General features: G+C 49.8%; 19 protein-coding genes. 10 read left to right on the forward strand and 9 right to left on the reverse strand.

Going from position 1 to position 17857, the window contains the following annotated elements:
- Nucleotides 1–32: 32 nt before the first annotated feature.
- From IEX60_RS01105 to IEX60_RS01130, 6 genes are all read right to left on the reverse strand, one after another.
- Nucleotides 33–1064, reverse strand: coding sequence for a sensor histidine kinase (locus tag IEX60_RS01105; protein WP_188746532.1), 1032 nt, complete (start codon nt 1062–1064; stop codon nt 33–35).
- A 20-nt stretch (nt 1065–1084) separates the two neighbouring features.
- A complete protein-coding gene (locus tag IEX60_RS01110) occupies nt 1085–1426 on the reverse strand; it encodes a hypothetical protein (RefSeq protein ID WP_188746534.1) in 342 nt (113 codons plus the stop codon).
- A gap of 7 nt (nt 1427–1433) precedes the next feature.
- The gene (locus IEX60_RS01115) at nt 1434–1835 is read right to left on the reverse strand and encodes a response regulator (protein ID WP_188746536.1); all 402 of its coding nucleotides are present in this window, start codon (nt 1833–1835) and stop codon (nt 1434–1436) included.
- Nucleotides 1836–1989: 154 nt separating this feature from the next.
- A complete protein-coding gene (locus tag IEX60_RS01120) occupies nt 1990–3000 on the reverse strand; it encodes an SMP-30/gluconolactonase/LRE family protein (RefSeq protein WP_188746538.1) in 1011 nt (336 codons plus the stop codon).
- Complete coding sequence (locus tag IEX60_RS01125; RefSeq protein WP_188746540.1) at nt 2997–3248, reverse strand: DUF4342 domain-containing protein; 252 nt, start codon at nt 3246–3248, stop codon at nt 2997–2999. The genes IEX60_RS01120 and IEX60_RS01125 overlap by 4 nt, the downstream gene beginning before the upstream one ends.
- Before the next feature lie 78 nt (nt 3249–3326).
- Complete coding sequence (locus tag IEX60_RS01130) at nt 3327–3572, reverse strand: RagB/SusD family nutrient uptake outer membrane protein (protein ID WP_188747550.1); 246 nt, start codon at nt 3570–3572, stop codon at nt 3327–3329.
- Nucleotides 3573–3625: 53 nt separating this feature from the next.
- On the opposite strand from IEX60_RS01130, the gene IEX60_RS01135 reads away from it, so the two are divergent.
- Both IEX60_RS01135 and IEX60_RS01140 read left to right on the forward strand, forming a co-directional pair.
- A complete protein-coding gene (locus tag IEX60_RS01135; protein ID WP_188746542.1) occupies nt 3626–6043 on the forward strand; it encodes a TonB-dependent receptor in 2418 nt (805 codons plus the stop codon).
- Between the two features lie 3 nt (nt 6044–6046).
- Nucleotides 6047–7222: a PepSY-associated TM helix domain-containing protein gene (locus tag IEX60_RS01140; RefSeq protein WP_188746544.1), complete on the forward strand. Its 1176-nt coding sequence runs from the start codon at nt 6047–6049 to the stop codon at nt 7220–7222.
- 166 nt (nt 7223–7388) lie between these two features.
- Here IEX60_RS01140 and IEX60_RS01145 read toward each other — a convergent pair whose 3' ends face one another.
- Nucleotides 7389–8567, reverse strand: a complete 1179-nt coding sequence (locus IEX60_RS01145; protein ID WP_188746546.1) for an MFS transporter — start codon at nt 8565–8567, stop codon at nt 7389–7391.
- 69 nt (nt 8568–8636) lie between these two features.
- Here IEX60_RS01145 and IEX60_RS01150 point away from each other — a divergent pair, with 69 nt between their 5' ends.
- From IEX60_RS01150 to IEX60_RS01170, 5 genes are all read left to right on the forward strand, one after another.
- Nucleotides 8637–9689 carry a sensor histidine kinase gene (locus tag IEX60_RS01150; protein WP_188746548.1) on the forward strand — a complete coding sequence of 351 codons (1053 nt, stop codon included), beginning with the start codon at nt 8637–8639 and terminating at the stop codon, nt 9687–9689.
- On the forward strand, nt 9686–10402 hold the full coding sequence (locus IEX60_RS01155; RefSeq protein WP_188746550.1) for a LytR/AlgR family response regulator transcription factor: 717 nt from the start codon (nt 9686–9688) through the stop codon (nt 10400–10402). The genes IEX60_RS01150 and IEX60_RS01155 overlap by 4 nt, the downstream gene beginning before the upstream one ends.
- A 113-nt stretch (nt 10403–10515) precedes the next feature.
- Nucleotides 10516–12525 (forward strand): TonB-dependent receptor plug domain-containing protein, encoded by a 2010-nt coding sequence (locus IEX60_RS01160; RefSeq protein WP_188746552.1) that lies wholly within the window; start codon nt 10516–10518, stop codon nt 12523–12525.
- Between the two features lie 31 nt (nt 12526–12556).
- The gene (locus IEX60_RS01165; RefSeq protein ID WP_188746555.1) at nt 12557–13198 is read left to right on the forward strand and encodes a hypothetical protein; all 642 of its coding nucleotides are present in this window, start codon (nt 12557–12559) and stop codon (nt 13196–13198) included.
- 18 nt (nt 13199–13216) lie between these two features.
- Nucleotides 13217–13459 carry a hypothetical protein gene (locus IEX60_RS01170; protein ID WP_188746557.1) on the forward strand — a complete coding sequence of 81 codons (243 nt, stop codon included), beginning with the start codon at nt 13217–13219 and terminating at the stop codon, nt 13457–13459.
- 52 nt (nt 13460–13511) lie between these two features.
- Here IEX60_RS01170 and IEX60_RS01175 read toward each other — a convergent pair whose 3' ends face one another.
- Together IEX60_RS01175 and IEX60_RS01180 are read right to left on the reverse strand one after the other, a co-directional pair.
- Nucleotides 13512–14096 (reverse strand): YdeI/OmpD-associated family protein, encoded by a 585-nt coding sequence (locus IEX60_RS01175; RefSeq protein WP_188746559.1) that lies wholly within the window; start codon nt 14094–14096, stop codon nt 13512–13514.
- 23 nt (nt 14097–14119) lie between these two features.
- Nucleotides 14120–14623 (reverse strand): DinB family protein, encoded by a 504-nt coding sequence (locus IEX60_RS01180; protein WP_188746561.1) that lies wholly within the window; start codon nt 14621–14623, stop codon nt 14120–14122.
- A 99-nt stretch (nt 14624–14722) separates the two neighbouring features.
- Between IEX60_RS01180 and IEX60_RS01185 the strand changes: the two genes are divergently transcribed.
- From IEX60_RS01185 to IEX60_RS01195, 3 genes are all read left to right on the forward strand, one after another.
- Nucleotides 14723–15325 (forward strand): DedA family protein, encoded by a 603-nt coding sequence (locus IEX60_RS01185; protein WP_188746563.1) that lies wholly within the window; start codon nt 14723–14725, stop codon nt 15323–15325.
- A gap of 212 nt (nt 15326–15537) precedes the next feature.
- On the forward strand, nt 15538–16902 hold the full coding sequence (locus IEX60_RS01190; RefSeq protein ID WP_188746565.1) for a Gfo/Idh/MocA family protein: 1365 nt from the start codon (nt 15538–15540) through the stop codon (nt 16900–16902).
- 6 nt (nt 16903–16908) lie between these two features.
- Nucleotides 16909–17853, forward strand: coding sequence for a sugar phosphate isomerase/epimerase family protein (locus IEX60_RS01195; protein ID WP_188746567.1), 945 nt, complete (start codon nt 16909–16911; stop codon nt 17851–17853).
- The last annotated feature ends 4 nt before the right edge of the window (nt 17854–17857 follow it).

The raw sequence follows: 17857 nt of genomic DNA on the forward strand, positions 1-17857 counted from the left end.
AAATCCAAATAATTGATTAAATACACGCTGGATTATTGTGCGGCGGCTGAATGATTTTCAATAGGGAGTGAAACAATAAACTGGGAGCCACTTTGTCCGTCGCTTTCCACCCTGATGGTACCTCCGTGTGATTCAATAATCATTTTTGTGAGGTAAAGCCCCAGTCCGGTTGTAGGTTCTCCCGCAGTGCCCGGTCGTTTTGCTTTGGTAAATTTATCAAATATCCGTTTCTGCATGGCTTTCGGGATGCCGATCCCGGTATCATGAACCACAACCTGGGCTCCACCGTCGGGCGCTTCGCGGGTGGATACGGTAATTACCCCTCCCGGGTGGGTAAACTTGATGCTATTCCAAAGTATATTATTGATGGCCCGTGTCAGTTTCGGACGGTCTGCTTTAATCACTTTATTAGACCGCAGTTGTTTGGTTAAAACAAGTTGTTTTATCTCAAATTTATCAGAAAGCGAATCTGCGCATGTATCTACCAGTTCGTCTAGATTCTCGTCCGCAAGCATCAGTGCTTCGTCTTGGGATTGTTCGATGATGAGGATATCCTGAATGAGTACCTGTGCATAATCACACGTTTCACTTAGCTTATCAATCAGGTATTGGTGTTTGTTCAATGCAGGGTCTGCCTTCAATATGGTTCCCAACATGCTTATGGTGGCGATGGGACTACGTAGGTCGTGTGCTACCGCCAGCAAAGCAACTTTTTGCTTTTCATGATATGCGTGAAGGTGGAATAGGATGTCAGACTGTTTGATGATACCGAAGAAGCTGTTTTGATAATTGACCGGAAGTACATTATTTCCGGTTGTTCTCATGAGGTTGAGTACTGTATTTATTGAGTCAGAATAATTCACTGTGGGGCGGTAAAGCAAGCAGTCGATAACCAACTGGTGCGGCTTCATGGCGAGGTCGGCAGCTGTCAGGATTCCAATGGGTTTTTTATGATCCAGTACAACCACGGCATCCTGTTGCTGCAATAGCTTCTTCGCAACGCTAACCCCCGTATAGGCATCGAGCGTTACATATTGCTTGGTTATCAATGCCGTTATATTCATACTTCAGATGTATCTGGGTTTTATTCGTTAATATTATACATCGATATCCGTACCTTCACATCCACTTGTATGAGTTCACCTTCCCCTACATGCCTGAATACATGACGCTGCAATACCTGAATGAGCCGTTCTGCCGGAATTTTGGTCAGCAGTTTCCGGTTTATGAATACGGCTTCTATGTGTTCAGCCTCAGCACCGGTATCTACAGCTTGAAATACACCGGGAGCGAGCAGGTCCAGGGATTTCCCCAACCCGTGCTTACCCTGTACCGCATTTTTGGCTAACACCAGTACATCGTTTGATAGCGGTAGCTTAAGCTCTTCAAAGCTGATGTCAATTCCGTATGTTTTGCCTGCGTTCAAGAGAATACTATTTAAAGAATAATACCAACGGCTCCTGCGTCATCAACTTGCACAAGGTTTCTCTGGTCAGCGGTTTTTTGTTGAAAGCAATTACCTGATCATATGATTTTGATTTTACTTCATCGAACACTTCTTCAGAGGCTGTATTGACAATGACCCACACATCTTTTCCGTAGGGTTTTGTGCAAATGGAATCCAGCACCCCCCATCCGTCTATGTGAGGCATATGGATGTCAAGCAGAATTAGTATTTTTTTGCCGGCTAAAGCTTCCCGTTCAATGTGTTCAAGCGCGCTGAGTCCATCGTAGCACACCGTGGGTTCATCGAGTGGCCACACTGATTTAACCAATGTCTTTTGTATTTTCCCCAGCATCACGTCATCGTCTACAATAAATATACTCAGATCCATATAACCTTTTCCCATCTCATAACAGACGGCAAAGGTAGGAACGTGTATTAATTATACAAGTTTAAACTACTTGATAATCAGATATTGTAGCGGATTTCTGACACGGGAAGGCTTAAGAGACCTTGTTGTTCAGATCTGATGGAATGAAGAAGGGTTACCGTAATTTCAGTCTCAGTACATACCCATCATTGGTGATATAGATGGTCTTTTCATCGGCTGATAAAGCGACGTTCGATGCCGCCTCGTCCAGCTTTATTTTTCCCAGCACATTGCCTTCCTGGTTGAATATCCATATTCCCCCCGGACCGCTGGCAAATACATTTCCGTTTTTATCGATTTTCAGCCCATCGGGTAAGCCTTTTAGGCCATCGCGCTCGTCTGTGGCACTGTAAAATAAGGTCGGAGTCGACAGCGTATCCCCCACGTTCAGCATGTACCAGTTGGCGGCATTGGGATCCGAGCTGGCTATCAATACTTTTTTCTCACCCGGGAAGAATGCAATGCCATTGGGTCTGGTGATGCTGTTAGCCAGCAAGGTAACCTCGCCGTTTGGTGTTACTTTGTATACGCCGTTGAAGGGGATTTCCTTGGTAGGATCGTCGTCATTTTGTGCAGGCAGTCCATAAGGCGGATCGGTAAAAAACAGGTCGCCGGCGCTGTTATACACGGCATCGTTCGGACTGTTGAAACGCTTACCGTTGTATTGGTTTACCAACGTAACATACGTTGCGTTGGGCTGGTTTAAGGATGCATCCATTCTGGCCATCTGCCGGTTGCCATGCTGGCAGAGAACGAGGTTGCCCGACCCGTCTAACACAAGCCCGTTGCTGCCGGGCTCTTTGCTATTGCTGGGTGTGGTATCGGTGTAGCCGCTCGGCCGCAGGTAAACTTCCATTCCCTTTTTTTCCGTCCATTTATAGACGGTATTGGTCGGAACATCCGAAAACAGGAGCATCTGTTCACTTTCTATCCACAGCGGGCCTTCACTCCATTCAAAACCTTCTGCAATAATTTCAGCCCTGGCATTTGTGTCGAGAATGGCATCCAACGCCGGATCGAGGCGCTCAATGCTGCCGGTGCGTTTATACTTTGTCTGCTGGGAGTGCTGTGTGTTGTTACAGGCCATTGCCGCAACCAAAACGAAAGGGATTGAAAGCCACTTCATAAGCCCTCCGCATCTTCGTCGCGTTCCACCGTGATGGAACATTCGGTAACCAGGGCAGCGAGTGCACCGACAGCCGCAAAGAGCGGAGCCAGCAAGGCGCCCACCACACCTACGGTTACCGGGAAGCTCATGATTTCCTTGCCGGATTTGTCGGATATGATGATTTTCCGTACGTTGCCCTCGGCAATGATATCTTTGATCTTTTTTAGTAATTCCTCACCTTTTACGAAAAATGATTCTTTGTTCATGGCCTTTCCTGTTATCCAGAAACAAAGATAACATTCTCGGCTCAACTTATTGCAGCGAATCTCTTATTGGTCCATCCGTTAGAAATAACCGGGATTTTGAATGATTTGTGGATTGATATCAACTTCCGATTGGGGAATGGGAAACAACAGGTGGTGTTCGTCAATCACATAAGCGTCCGATGCTAAGAACGGTTGTTCTTCCTTGATGCGATCTCCGAATGCATTGATTACTTCCAGCGCCTGTCCGGTTCTGATCAGGTCTGTCCAGCGGTGGTTTTCAAAAGCCAGCTCGACACGCCGTTCATGGAGGATAAGAAATTTTATTGTTTAGATTTAATTTAAATTATATTTTTGACGCACATTTATCAAAGGGTTATATGAATACTAAATATTACAGCATTTTTCTTTTTCTATGTATTTCTACGCTAGCTTGTGCGCAAACCGGTACGATTAGCGGTACCATACATACGGTGGATGGACGCCCTGCGGAGTCCGTGAATATTACGATAAAGGGGACCAACCGGGGTGCCACAGCCGATGGGAGGGGTAATTACCAGATTAACAACGTACGGGAGGGAACCCAAGTTGTGGTGGCTTCTTTTATCGGTTTGGTAACGCAGGAGCAGACTGTGACGGTCCGCGCCGGAGAAACCGCGGTCGTCAATTTTGTGCTTGCCGAAAATGAGGCTCAATTGCGTGAGGTCATTGTTTCCGCGCAGCGATCGCCCAACCGCAATACGCAGGTTGCAAAAATCCCGCTTAAAAATCTCGAAAATCCACAGGTATACAATTCGGTATCGGCCGAGGTAATGAAGCAGCAGGTGGTGACCACGTATGACGATGCATTCCGCAACATTCCCGGCATCACACGTACCTGGGAGGCCACTGGCCGTGCGGGCGACGGGGCAGCATACTTTGCCTTGCGCGGTTTTGATGCGCAGCCGGCGTTGACCAATGGGTTGCCGGGACTGGCCAGCGGCAACCTGGATCCGGCGAACGTGGAGGAAATCCAGGTAATCAAAGGACCATCGGGCACCCTATTCGGTGGGAGCTTCTACAGCTATGGCGGACTGATCAATACGGTTACGAAACAGCCCTATGACGGATTTGGTGGTGAAGTAACGTACAATTTCGGTAGTTACGGTTTGAACCGGATCACGGCGGATATCAACACCCCCCTGAGCAAGACGGAGAAAATTACGGCACGCGTCAATGCGGCCTACCATTCGGAAGGAAGCTTTCAGGATGCGGGTTTTAAAAAGTCATTTTTCATTGCCCCTACGCTGGCTTATCACGTCAATGATCGGCTTTCTTTCAACGTGATGGCCGAGATATTGGAAGAAGAACGGTCCGTAGCACCGGTGTTTTTTCATTCCGATCGCTTAAGTCCGCTTGATTTCCGCACCATTGAGGAGCTAAACCTCAATCCGAAGCTGTCCTTCACCAGCAATGACATCACCATCAAGAACCCCAAATATAACCTGCAGGCACAGATGGTCTATAAGCTGTCTGAACAGTGGACCTCCCAAACGGTGGTTTCCCGTGGTACGGTGAAGTCCGATGGATACTATACGTATATTTGGGATGACGTGGCGGGTGACAATTCCTTTAGCCAGTATTTCCACAAGGAACAGTTCACGCTGCATACAACCACCATCCAGCAAAACTTCAACGGTGATTTCAGGATCGGTAACCTGCGTAACCGCTTGCTGGTAGGCTTGGATTATTACAGCCGCAACGCCATTGATAACGGTTCGGGCTGGGGTTGGGCCCGTAATGTAACGCCACAGGGCGATGTGGATTACATCGATCCGTTTTCGGGAGAAGAGTTGCCCCCGGTATACCTCACGCAAGCGTCTGTAGAAAACCTGTTGGGAGGCTTGGAAGGCACATCGAGTAACATCGTAAACAGTTCCTATGGGGCTTATTTTTCCAACGTGCTCAACGTAACTCCTGGTTTGACGGCCATGGTAAGCCTTCGGGCTGACTACTTCGACTCCAAGGGCGAAAAAAGCATGACGGACGACGACTATGACCAATTTGCACTGTCGCCGAAATTAGGATTGGTATACCAACCCCTGCGCGATAAGCTGTCGCTCTTTGTCAACTACATGAATGCATTCATCAATGTAGACCCCCAATCGGTATACGATACCGATGGGAATTTTTTGGAAGTTAAGTCATTCAAGCCTGAGCAAGCCAATCAGTGGGAGTACGGTGTAAAGGCCAATCTGTTTGGCGATAAACTATTTGGCACGGTATCGGTTTACGACATCAAGGTGTCGGATCGTGTCTATCCCGACCCGGCAAACCCCAATAATTCCGTACAGGGAGGCAAGGTAGGCAGCAAAGGATTTGAGATCGACCTGAATGCCCACCCGGCACGGGGATTGAGTTTGCTGGCGGGATACAGTTATAACGAGACCAAGGTGATCACCGGCAATGGCGATGATTTCTATTCGGAGCCGGGCCGTAGCCCCGGAGGGCAAGGGCCGCAGCATTTGGCCAATCTGTGGGCAAACTACCGTTTCCCCGAAGGAAAACTCAAAAACTACGGCGTCGGTCTTGGGGGCAATTACGCCGGCCGGTATAAGGTGATTGATAATAGTGCAACCGGGGTATTTTACCTGCCCGCCTATACGCTGGTCAATGCAAGTTTGTTTTATAACGGTGACCGCGTGCGAATTACCGCGAATCTGAATAACCTGACCAATGAGCAATACTACACCGGCTACTGGTCGGTCAATCCGCAAAAAAGACGTAATTTTGCTGCCAGCATAGCCTATAAATTTTAACGAATGAGGGCACAGACAATCAATCGGTGGTTTCACATCCATAAATGGACCAGTCTCGTCTGTACACTGTTTCTGTTGATGCTGTGTATTACCGGATTACCGTTGGTATTCTATGAAGAAATAGATCATTTTCTGCACGACGAAATCGAGGCAACGCCCCCCACCGAGGGGGCGCCCCATCTTTCGGCCGATGTGGTACTTAGAGCGGCGATGGAAGAGCTGCCCGGTAAAGTGGCCAAATACGCATTCTGGGACGAAGACCATCATCCGGGGCAGTTGTTCCTGACCCTGGCTGATTCGGCAGAAGCACCCATAGAAGCCGACCATTACCTCACCATGAACCAATATACGGCTCATGTGCTGGAAGCACCGCCCAACGAAATGGACTTTATGCTGGTGATGTACTACCTGCATGTCGAGATGCTGGCAGGTATTCCGGGGAAGCTATTTCTCGGGTTTATGGGGGTGCTGTTCATGTTATCGATGATTTCAGGCGTAGTATTGTATGGGCCGATCATGAAACGGTTCGATTTCGGGATGATCCGTACGGAGAAATCCCGCCGGCTGCGTTGGCTCGACCTGCACAACCTGTTGGGCATTGTGACGCTTGCCTGGGCATCGGTGGTGGGTATTTCCGGCGTGATCAATACGTTGGCCGACCCGGCGCTGGAGGCATGGCGCGACGGGCAGCTTGCCGAAATGGTTGCAACCTATAAGGATCAGCCTAAGGCAAGCGGTGAATTTGCCTCCCTGCAGGCAGCTCTTGATACCGCCCGGGCTGCTGCTCCCGAAATGGAGGTCTCATTTGTGGCATTTCCGGGTACACTGTATTCCAGCAACCACCACTATGCTGTGTATATGGTAGGGAACACACCGCTGACATCACGCATCATCAAGCCGGCACTCATCGACGCCAAAACCGGCCAGCTCACCGATATGCGCGATATGCCCTGGTACCTCAAAGCCATCTTTATTTCCCAACCCTTCCACTTTGGCGACTATGGGGGCATTCCCATGAAAATCCTGTGGGTGGTTTTGGACCTGTTCACGATAATCGTCCTAATTTCGGGACTGTATTTATGGTTTGCCAGGCGGAAAGCGCGTGCCGCCCAGTTGAAGCGGGTTCTTCGGCAGGCTGAATCGCTTACATTATCCAGTCTACAGGAAGATGCAAACTAACCAGCAGCATACTTTTTTAAAGCTTTGGGGCATACCGGTGTTCCTCTTTGTGATTACCATTGCGGGACTGCTGTTGGCCATCATAGGCACCGGAATTTGGCATGGTCTCTCCTGGATCACCCTTTCCATCCCTGTATATTTTACGGTGAAACACGGGAAGGCTTTTTTATCTTCTCACGCCGTAGGTGAGGGCGACCAAAAGCAAAAGAGCAGCCAAAAAGCCAAAGGCCGCCGCCAATGAAAAATGGTGGGCGATAAATCCCAGTAAAGCTGGCCCGGTAAGCTGACCGGCGTATCCGATGGTTGTGATAGCGGGTATGCTTACCGTAGGTGAAATTCCGGGCAATCTGCCGCCTTCGCTGAAAAACAACGGTACAATATTAGCCGCTCCGATCCCCACCAGCACAAAGCCGAAAAGTGCTAAGAAAACCCACGGACTGAAAATGGCAATCACTACCCCGCCTGCCGCCACCAGGCTGCCGCCAACCACGACAGTCCTGCCGTTCAGACGGGCTACGATGCCATCTCCCACTAATCGCATAACTGCCATGGCAACGGAAAAAGCTGCATATCCTGCTCCGGAAAAAACAGGATCAATGCCCTTAATATCCCGTAGGAAAATAGCGCTCCAATCCAGCATGGCACCTTCCGCAAGGAAAACGGCAAAACACATCATCCCCAGGAAAAGGACACTTCCATGAAGCCATTGGAAACGCTGTTTGGGGGGAGTGGTTTGTTTTTCGTTGGTCGAAAACCGTTCAATCGCTTCCTGCTCAATATTGCGGGGAAAGAGGTTTTTATATTGTATGCCGGTGATCAGCACAAGCAATACCGAAATACTGATAGCCGCATGCACGGGATTCAGTCCGAGCTTAATCAAAAAGCCCAGCCCGAGCGAACCGAATAGCCCGCCTACACTGAAAAGCCCATGAAGCGAGGACATGATGGGGCGGCCGAACAGGTTTTGAACCTGTACACCGTGTGCATTCATTGCTACATCAATGGACCCAATGCTTGCGCCAAATACAAATAGCGCAACCGCCATCGGGATAACCGACGGAATGAGGAGCAACAACGGCAGGGAAATCGCCATGACACACGCACTGCAAGCCATAACGATGCGGCTGCCGAAGCGATTCGCTAATATACCGGCAAGCGGCATCATGATCAGCGCCCCTCCGCCCAGCAGCAGCAGCAACAGCCCCAGGTTGGCCTCGTTCAATTCCAAACGATCCTTGGCATACGGTACCATCGGTGCCCAACTGGACATGCCCAAGCCACATACTAAAAAGATCAATTGGGTGGCCTTGCGCGCATTTTTCAGGTAAGCCGGTGTTGCATCCATACGTAACTATTTTTCGCAAAATAATGCTTTTTTTCATTATGGGCCTTGCCTTGTTGTTGCAATTGAAACGTGAGTTCGTTAGGTTTGTCTTTACGCATGCGTGTCTCATCCTCATACATCGTCTTTTTTTTCCATGCCATTGTATGGGGCGGCATCCTTTTTTTTCCATTTTTTATCGCAGATCCGGAGACGGAATATGCCATCGGTGCCATTCCCGGTGCTTTTTTCACCTTGGCGGGTCTCATTCACCTGACGTTGTTTTATGTCAATGCATACTACCTCTTTCCCAAGTTCTTTAATCGGCGTATATGGTGGCTGTATGTGCTGCTGTCTGTTATTTTAGTGGGTGCCTCACTTGCGCTCAAGACGGTTATGCTACACGGGTTATTTCCCGAAATACCGACAACAGCTGCTACCAACCGGATTGTCTTTGCGCCCAGTTTCGGATTTTATGTTGCCAGCATTGTTTATCGCAAAATATTGAACAACATCCACCGGGAGCGCCAGCAGAAGGAGGAACGGGCAGAGCGGTTGGCTACCGAACTGAAATTCCTGCGTTCGCAGATCAACCCGCACTTTTTGTTCAATACGCTTACCAACCTTGTGTCGTTGGCACGGAAAAAATCCGAATTGCTGGAACCTGCACTGATCCAGCTTTCCGACCTGATGCGTTACATGCTGTACGATACACAGGGCAGACGTGTACCGCTGTCGAAGGAAATCACGTACCTCCGCAACTACATCGGGCTGCAGCAACTTCGCTTTGAAGAGAACATCGACGTGTCTACTGCAATCGAATTGCCTCCCGATACGGAGCCGCAATACCTCATCGAACCCATGCTGCTTATCCCTTTTGTCGAGAATGCCTTTAAGCATGGCACCAGCCACCTGGAGCATCCGGAAATTATCGTCCGCCTGTCGGAACAGCAGGGACAATTGGTGTTCAACGTCAGAAACCGGATTGCACCCCCTTCGGTCGAAACCAGCAAAGACCGGGATTCCGGAATCGGCCTTGCAAACGTTAAAAAAAGGCTGGATCTCCTGTACCGCGATGCCTATCGACTCGATATTGACGAACGGGACGGTTGGTATGAGGTGACCCTTAAACTCATCCTGTCATGATGCGATGCTTAGCGATAGACGATGAAAAACTGGTCCGTGATCTCCTGGAAGACAACATACGGAAGGTACCCTACCTTCAGTTAGTGGCCAGCTGCAAAAATGCGATGGAAGCGATTGACGTGCTTCAGCGGGAATCCATCGACCTGATCTTTCTCGATATCCAGATGCCTGGACTCAGCGGCTTGCAGTTCCTTCGTTCGCTTCCGAATCCCCCGTTGGTGGTTTTGGTGACCGCCTATGAACAATATGCATTGGAGGGGTTTGAATTGGACGTGGTGGATTACCTGTTGAAACCGTATGGATTCGACCGGTTTCTCAAAGCCTGCAACCGGGCGTTCGAGCGTCATCAATCGCGGCAAGATGCCCTGCGCACGTCGGCATCTCCTGCGGACGACTTCTTTTTTGTCAACGTTGAGTATACTCAGGTTAAAATCAACGTTGCGGATATCCGTTACGTCGAAGGGCTCAAGGATTATGTAAAGATTCATCTGGTATCAAGCGATAAGCCCGTGCTCACGCGGATGACCCTTAAATCGATGGAGGAGCGCCTGGCAGGAGCACCGTTCATTCGCACGCACAAATCGTATTTGGTTTCCATTCCCCATGTTACCGCGGTCAAACGAGATACAATTTATATCGGAGAGCGGGAACTTCCCATCGGTGACGCCTATCGGGAGCAGGTCGAACGCATCATCCGCCCGTCCATCAACTAAGAAAGTCTACACATTCTGGCTGTTCGTCGCAGCTACACGCCGGTTGGTCTACACATCCAAAATCGGAAGGATATGCCCTGTAGTTTTGTTACTGGATCAAACGGAACAACACTATGGAAACTCCAGGAATCATCGGCCTTTTGATAACCGTACTATTGTTATCAGGCAACCTAGGCGCGGTAAGCCAAGAGCGGCCAAAAGACAGTCTTACCAATCAAACAGATCGCATCGCCAAAGGGGAGAAGCGGAGGGTACTGGAAGAGGTGCAGGTCAGCGCGGGCACCTTTGAGGCGAGCGACAAGGCGAAGGGGGCCTCGCTCACCCCGATTGATGCCGTGACCGTTGCCGGAAGCAATAACGACCTGTCGCAGGCACTTCGCGCATTGCCGGGTGCACAGCAGATCGGCGAGCAGGAAGGTTTGTTTGTACGCGGCGGCACCGGTGAGGAGGCCAAGCAATTCATGGATGGCATTTTGGTGAAGCACCCCAATTTTCCTTCCGTGCCGGGTATCCCGCAGTATGCACGCATCGATCCATTCCTGTTCAAGGGTATCCTGTTCAGCACGGGTGGCTACTCGGCCCTGTATGGCCAGGCGATGAGCAGTGCACTGATTTTGGAGAGTATCGATATTCCCGAAGCCACCGAGGCCAGTTTCAGTTTATTTCCGGCGAATACCGGGATAGGATTCCAACGGCGGGCGGACGACGGTAACAGCGGTTATGGTATCAATCTGGCATACAGCAACCAACGGCTGTATAATTCCGTTGTTCCCCAAGCCCCCGAATACTTCGCAGGCCCCAGTTACTTGCAGGGAGACGCCCATTTCCGGATCAAAACGGGCGACCGCGGAATCCTGAAGTTCTATACCAATTGGAACGGCAGTGAAGTGGGTCTTACCCAACCGGACATCAACAACCCGGACCTCCGCTCGGCGTACTCCGTGCGCGGGCGGAATACATACAACAACCTGAGTATGGTCCGCTATTTTGGCAATAACTGGAAAATGGACGCCAGCGGGGGGTACAGTTTCCTCCGCACAGCCATCCGTTCGGATGATGCCGGACATTCCGATCTGGATGAACACTTTGCCCAGTTGCGTGCCGTTTTCACCAAAGGGTTCGCCCGCAATCAGGCCATCCGTTTCGGTGCCGAGCATTTCTTTACCCGCGAAACGGGGATGTGGGAAGATCGGCCTGTCGGGCTTACCGACCAACTCACTGCTGCATTTGCGGAGGGAGATATTTACCTTACCCCGAATATGGCCGCCAAAATAGGCGGACGTGCCGAACATTCATCTGCCTTGCGGCGCTGGGCGTTCGCTCCCCGTGCCAGCCTCGGCTATCGCCTTGGGGCAGCCGACCAGTTGAATGCGGCGTACGGTATTTTCTACCAGACACCCGCATCGGTTTACCTGTATGACCACCCTGAGCTGGGATTCTCACAGGCTACACACTACGTTGTTAACTTTACCCACAACGCCGGCAACCGGTTTTTCAGGGCAGAGGCGTATTACAAGCGGTACCGCGGACTGTTGCGGACGGATCCCGTACTCGCTACCTCCGGTACGGGCGATGCTAAGGGCTTCGAATTCTTTTTCCGTGACAAGCGCACGTTTACCAACCTGGATTACTGGGTTACGTATACCTATATCGATACCAAGCGGCAGTTTCTGGACTATCCTGAACTGCTGAAACCGACCTTTGCTGCGCCTCATACGGGTACGCTGGCGGTGAAGAAATTTTTCCCGGCTCTTTCCACCAACGTCAATGTGTCGTATGCGTTCGCTTCGGGCAGGCCGTATTATGACATTGCACCGTCATCCGGATCGGAGGCATCGATAATCCGGCAGGCAGGTACCACAAAGCCGTACAGCGTTGTAAATCTGCACATCGCCTACCTAACCAGTTTCTTCCGGCGGTCGAAGCTGAAAAATTTTTCAGGTATCGGTGTGGGTGTAAGCAACCTGTTGGGTACCAAGCAGGTATTCGGCTACAACTACAGTGCCGATGGCCAGCATCGGCAGGCCATTACCCTCCCTGCGCCCCGCTATTACTACATCGGTGTGTTTATGAATTGGGGCGTGGACCGCAGGGACGATTTTATGGACAATCAACTTCTTTAATTATCACATCATACACAAAATCACAAAAGCAATGAAACGAGTTATGATCATGCTTGTAGCACTGATTTCGATCAGCGGCTTCGCCCAAGAGCAGGGCGGCTCAAGCACCCTTGAACAATTGGTGGCCAAATTGGATAGCGTCACCACAGTGGCAGACTACGAGGCACTGGAAGCCCAATTCGCAACGCTTTCCGAGACCGATGAACAATGGCTGTCACCCTACTATGCAGCGTTATGCGATGCCAACATCGGATTTCTGCTTGAAAAGGAAGGCGAGCGTATCGAACCCTACAGCGATCGCGGCCTTGAACAGTTGAAAGAAGCCCGGGCGCGGATCGACACTGCGACACAGCGAAAAGAACTGGCTGAGGTATATGTGGTGGCCAGTCTACTGTACCGCACCAAGGTATTCATCAATCCGATGACCATGGGGCCTAAGTACGGTCCGACCGCAGGAAAATACCTGGAGCTGGCGTTGAATCTTGAAGCCGACAATCCCCGCGCCATTTACGTAGATGCCTGGAATAAATACCATACCCCGAAAGCGTGGGGAGGCGATAAGGGCTTGGCGAGGCAACTCGCCCAAAAGAGCCTGGCATTGTTGGCTAAAGAGCCTCAAGGTGTCCATCCTCATTGGGGAATCCGCGAGAATAAGGAGTTATTAAACGATTAATCACAAAAAAATACAGTTATGTTTTTTCCATTCATCATGATCGTGCGGCTGCTGTTTGCGGCCAGCATGGTCTTCATTATCGGTTATGTTTTCGGTGGGTTTTCGAAGAAACGGTCGTTGACCCGGCTGACCAAAGTCGCCGTCGTATTGATCATCGTACTGTTTGTCGCGGCAAATATATTTTTCACGCGGCAGCTGATTCATGGACATAAAGACGGACGCTTTGGCGGCTTTTGCACCGAGCAATCGCACACGCCATAAAAGGAGCCGCAGGGAGAGAGCCGTTTTAGTAATAATGAGACGGCTCTCTTTTTCAATCCATTAATCCTTTTCCTTCCAATATTTTAGGGATATACTTTTCAATTCGGGATTCCCGGGTTTTGGACTGCTTAGCCTGTGAAAAGTAAAAAATATAGGCCCGTTGCCTACCGGGCGTCAAGGCTTTGAAAGCCGTTTTCAGGGCCGGAAATTCTTCCAATTTCTGTTGAAGTTCTTCGGGGATGGTAAAATCCTCCGTCTTTTTCAAGGGTACTTTCAATCCGGCCTTTTCCACTTCAACGGCTTGGTGAACATAAGCTTTCAGGGTTTGCTCCAACGCTGTGATTTCCTTAACGGTGGTAAACCGGATCTGACGTGCCGCTTGTACATTTTCCGTTTGTTGGATTAATATTCCATGGTCGTCTTTCAGTAAGGCACCCTTAAAAAAAAGCAGGGCGCAGTATTCTTTAAACCCGTGTATGAGTACGATATTTTTACGGTGGAACGTGTAGCAGGGCTGGCCCCATTTCAATTCTTCGGTGAGCCCGCAATCGAGGATAATCCTTCGTAAAGCGGCATACTCCCTCTTCCATTTGCTATCCTCGTTAAAAAACCAGTCAACTTTTGGGTTTGTCGTCATATCCCGCTTATATTGAGGAAGCGTTAACTACCCTTACTTTCTTCGTAAGTTGGTCCGTAGAGCCCAGGCACTTTGTTGCCGGTGGCACGCAGGTAAACAATCATCTCGCCACGGTGGTGGTAAACATGATTAAAGAGAAAACTACGCGCAACGATGCCCCTCGGCATCGGGCCAAGCACGGTGCGATCGCCGATTTTCATGGTCCAAGGGGTCTGCAAGCTTTCTTCGGTGACGGAGTTCAGCGCTGCCCGGGCCTTTTCAACGTTTTTTTCAAAAAAGTCAAGGGTTGCATGGAGGTCATCCGGCGCTCCGCGTTCAACACGGTCGGCGGCCACATCATATACGTCCTGAGTAAGTGTGCCTACGTACCAGTAGTAGATTGTGGCAATGTGTTGTGCCAGTTCACCCATTGTCCAAGAAGTTGGGGCAGGCCTAAAGCCGAGATCTTTCTCAGGGATTGCCTGCAATAATCTCCGGGTACTGTTTACTTCGTGTTCAAATTCAGCGATTAAGGATTGTACAATCATAATGGATGTATTTTGTATTTCAACGGGTGTACCCAGTGTTTTAGTATTTTTAAGACGTTTATTCCCTATCTTTAACGGCAGATAACGATCAATTAAAAGATGTTTGATGCGGAGGCGTTAATTCAATTCGGTGGGTTGCTGCTTATTCTGTTAGCAATTTATGCGCAAACCGGGCTCATTTTCTTTTTTTTCCTTCCCAGTGGTGCACTTCTTTTTATGGCCGGGGTGTTGATTGCTAGCGGTTCGTTTTCGCACAGTCTTTTCGTGCTATGCAGTTTGGGTATCCTGGCTTCTTTACTGGGCAATGCCACCGGGTACATGATTGGCTATAAGGCTGGACCGCTTTTGTACCGCAGGCCGGATTCGAGGTTTTTCAAAAAGCAGCATTTAACCGTAGCCGAAAAATTTTACAACAAATATGGTGCACTGGCTTTGTCCATTGGTGTATTTTTTCCGTTGATCCGTACGTTTGGGCCCGTTGTTGCCGGTATTATCCAACTGAAATTTAGCCGTGTCGTACTATTTGTCTTTTTAGGTTCCGTGGGCTGGATCCTTTCCATTGCGGCGGCCGGCTATCTCATAGGCAGCATGCCGTTTTTACGGCCTTATCTCAACTATGTCGTCGTTGGCATCATTGTTCTTGTCACCGTGCCGATCGTCATTAAAATCATCAAGGGGTTTCGGAAAAATATTCGGAGCTAAAAAAACGAAAGGCCCGGCATTTTGGGGTAGCCGGACCTTTCTTATCAACCTAAACCTACATCATAAACGTAGGCGCTGCTTGCTTATTGTTTATTCATTCAAAAATTTATTCATCATCACCTGATCAATGCTTGGATAACGGAGCAGGGGGTATAGTCGTCATTTAAATATTATCTTTATACTTTTGTTCCTCAAAGAAAAAACCGAAGATTATGATTGACTTTAGTCTGAACCGCAGGGAATTTATTCAAGGTACGGGCGCTGCGCTAACCCTGTCGGCCCTGAAAACCAACCGGTTGGTATTTGCAGGCACGGCATCCGGCAACCTGCGGGTTGGTTTAATTGGTGCCGGCTGGTACGGGAAAAGCGACCTTTTCAAGCTCATTCAGGTCAGCGATGTTCAGGTTGTCGCCGTGTGCGACGTGGATAGAAACCATTTGGAAGAAGCCGGAAAGATGATCAGTGAGCGGCAGGTTTCAAAGAAAGTACCCGCATTGTACGGAGATTACCGGAAGATGCTGGCAGACCATAAATTGGATCTCGTTCTCATCGGTACTCCCGATCATTGGCATGCGCGCCAAGCCATTGACGCCATGACCTCCGGTGCACATCTTTATTTGCAAAAGCCCGTTAGCGTAGATGTGCTGGAAGGAGAAGCCATACTCAACACCGCACGGAAATACAACCGGAAAGTGCAGATAGGCACACAAAGGCGAAGCACACCCCATCTCATTGATGCGAAAGAACGGGTGATTGATAAAGGTTTGCTAGGCAAGATATCCCATGTGGAGATGTGTTGTTACTACCACATGCGAAAGAATGGGAATCCGCCTGTAGCACCCGTTCCCGACTTTCTGGATTACGAAATGTGGACTGGCCCAGCACCATTGCGCCCCTATGATGGTTTGCCGCATGGCAGCTGGTGGCGGACGTTTATGGAGTATGGAAACGGAATTACCGGCGATATGTGCGTCCATATGTTTGACGCGGTACGCTGGCTGTTGCAACTTAAATGGCCAAAACGGGTCAGTGCCACCGGAGGCATCTACGTTCAAAAAGGAGGGAAGTCAAACATTGCCGATACGCAGACGGCTATTTTTGAGTACGATGAACTGAACTGCGTGTGGCAGCATCGTGCATGGGGAACCCCGGCTGATCCCGATTATCCGTGGGCATTTATTATTTACGGGGATAAAGGCACCCTAAAGGGAAGTGTCATGAAGTATGAGTTTATCCCCGTTGGCAATGGCGACCGTATCGTGAAAGATGTGGTGTATGAGCGGGAAGAATTCCCGGAAGATCTAAACGAACCCCGGATAGAGTTGCACACGGCACCCGCTACGCGGCGGCACATGCTCAACCTCCTGTCGGCTATTGAAAACGACCAGTTACCCGTTGCAGATATTGAAGAGGGGCATATATCCACCGCCAGCTGCATATTAGCCAATTTATCCATGCAGTTGAATCGGCCACTTGCCTACGATCCGCAAAAGAGAATATGTATGGACGATCCCGAAGCAACCCAGCTATTAAGGCGGCCCTACCGGACACCCTGGCAACACCCCTATATAAGGTAGTTAACTATGAAAATCGAAATAACACGCCGTGAAATGCTGCGCAATTCAGGCATAGCACTCGCTGCAGGCGGACTCATGGGAACAACATCTTTTTCTCCGCGCCCGTTTCGGGTGAGTCTCAATACCTCAACTATCCGTGGCTATCAACTCCCGGTCGAAAAACAGATTGACCTTTGCGCGGAAGCTGGTTTTGACGGGATTGAGCTATGGGTAAGCGATGTGGAAGCCTACGTTAAACAGGGCGGAACAGTAGCGGAGCTGGGCAGGCGCATCAAACAGCATGGACTGGTACTGGAAAACATGATTGCTTTTTCGACCTGGATGGCAGACGATGCAGTAGAAAGAGCCGCAGGAATACAAAAAATGCATCAGGACATGGAGCTGACGGCAGGTTTAGGGGGGAAATATATCGCGGCTCCCGTTCAGGGCATACCTGCTGTCGTGAAGCAGAAATTGCCGGAATACAGTGACCGTTATCGCGTGATTCTTGAGGAAGGCGTCCAAGCGGGCGTTACGCCTCTTTTGGAACTGTGGGGTGGTGGCGCATTAAACCAACTTTCTGATACGGCTGCCATCACGATAGGCGCTGCCCATCCGAACGCATCCATCTTGCTGGACTTTTACCACCTTTACCGCGGTGGCAATTCGTTTGATTCACTCAGGCAGCTAAACGGCGGTGTTTTGCCGGTATTCCATATAAACGACTATCCCGGATCTATCCCCCGGGAAGCGCTGGAAGATGCTGACCGGGTATTTCCCGGTGACGGTTCCTGCCCGTTTAATGAAATTCTGCCGCTTTTGCAGGAGATAGGTTTCCGTGGGGCCTTTTCCATCGAACTTTTTAATAAGACTTACTGGGACTCAATGGACGTCGTGACACTGCTGAAGAAAAGCTACCATAAAACGGCCGCTGCATTGTCAAACAAAGGCGGCAAACATGGGGGATCCTGAACAA

Source organism: Parapedobacter defluvii (assembly GCF_014642075.1).
Classification (GTDB): domain Bacteria; phylum Bacteroidota; class Bacteroidia; order Sphingobacteriales; family Sphingobacteriaceae; genus Parapedobacter; species Parapedobacter defluvii.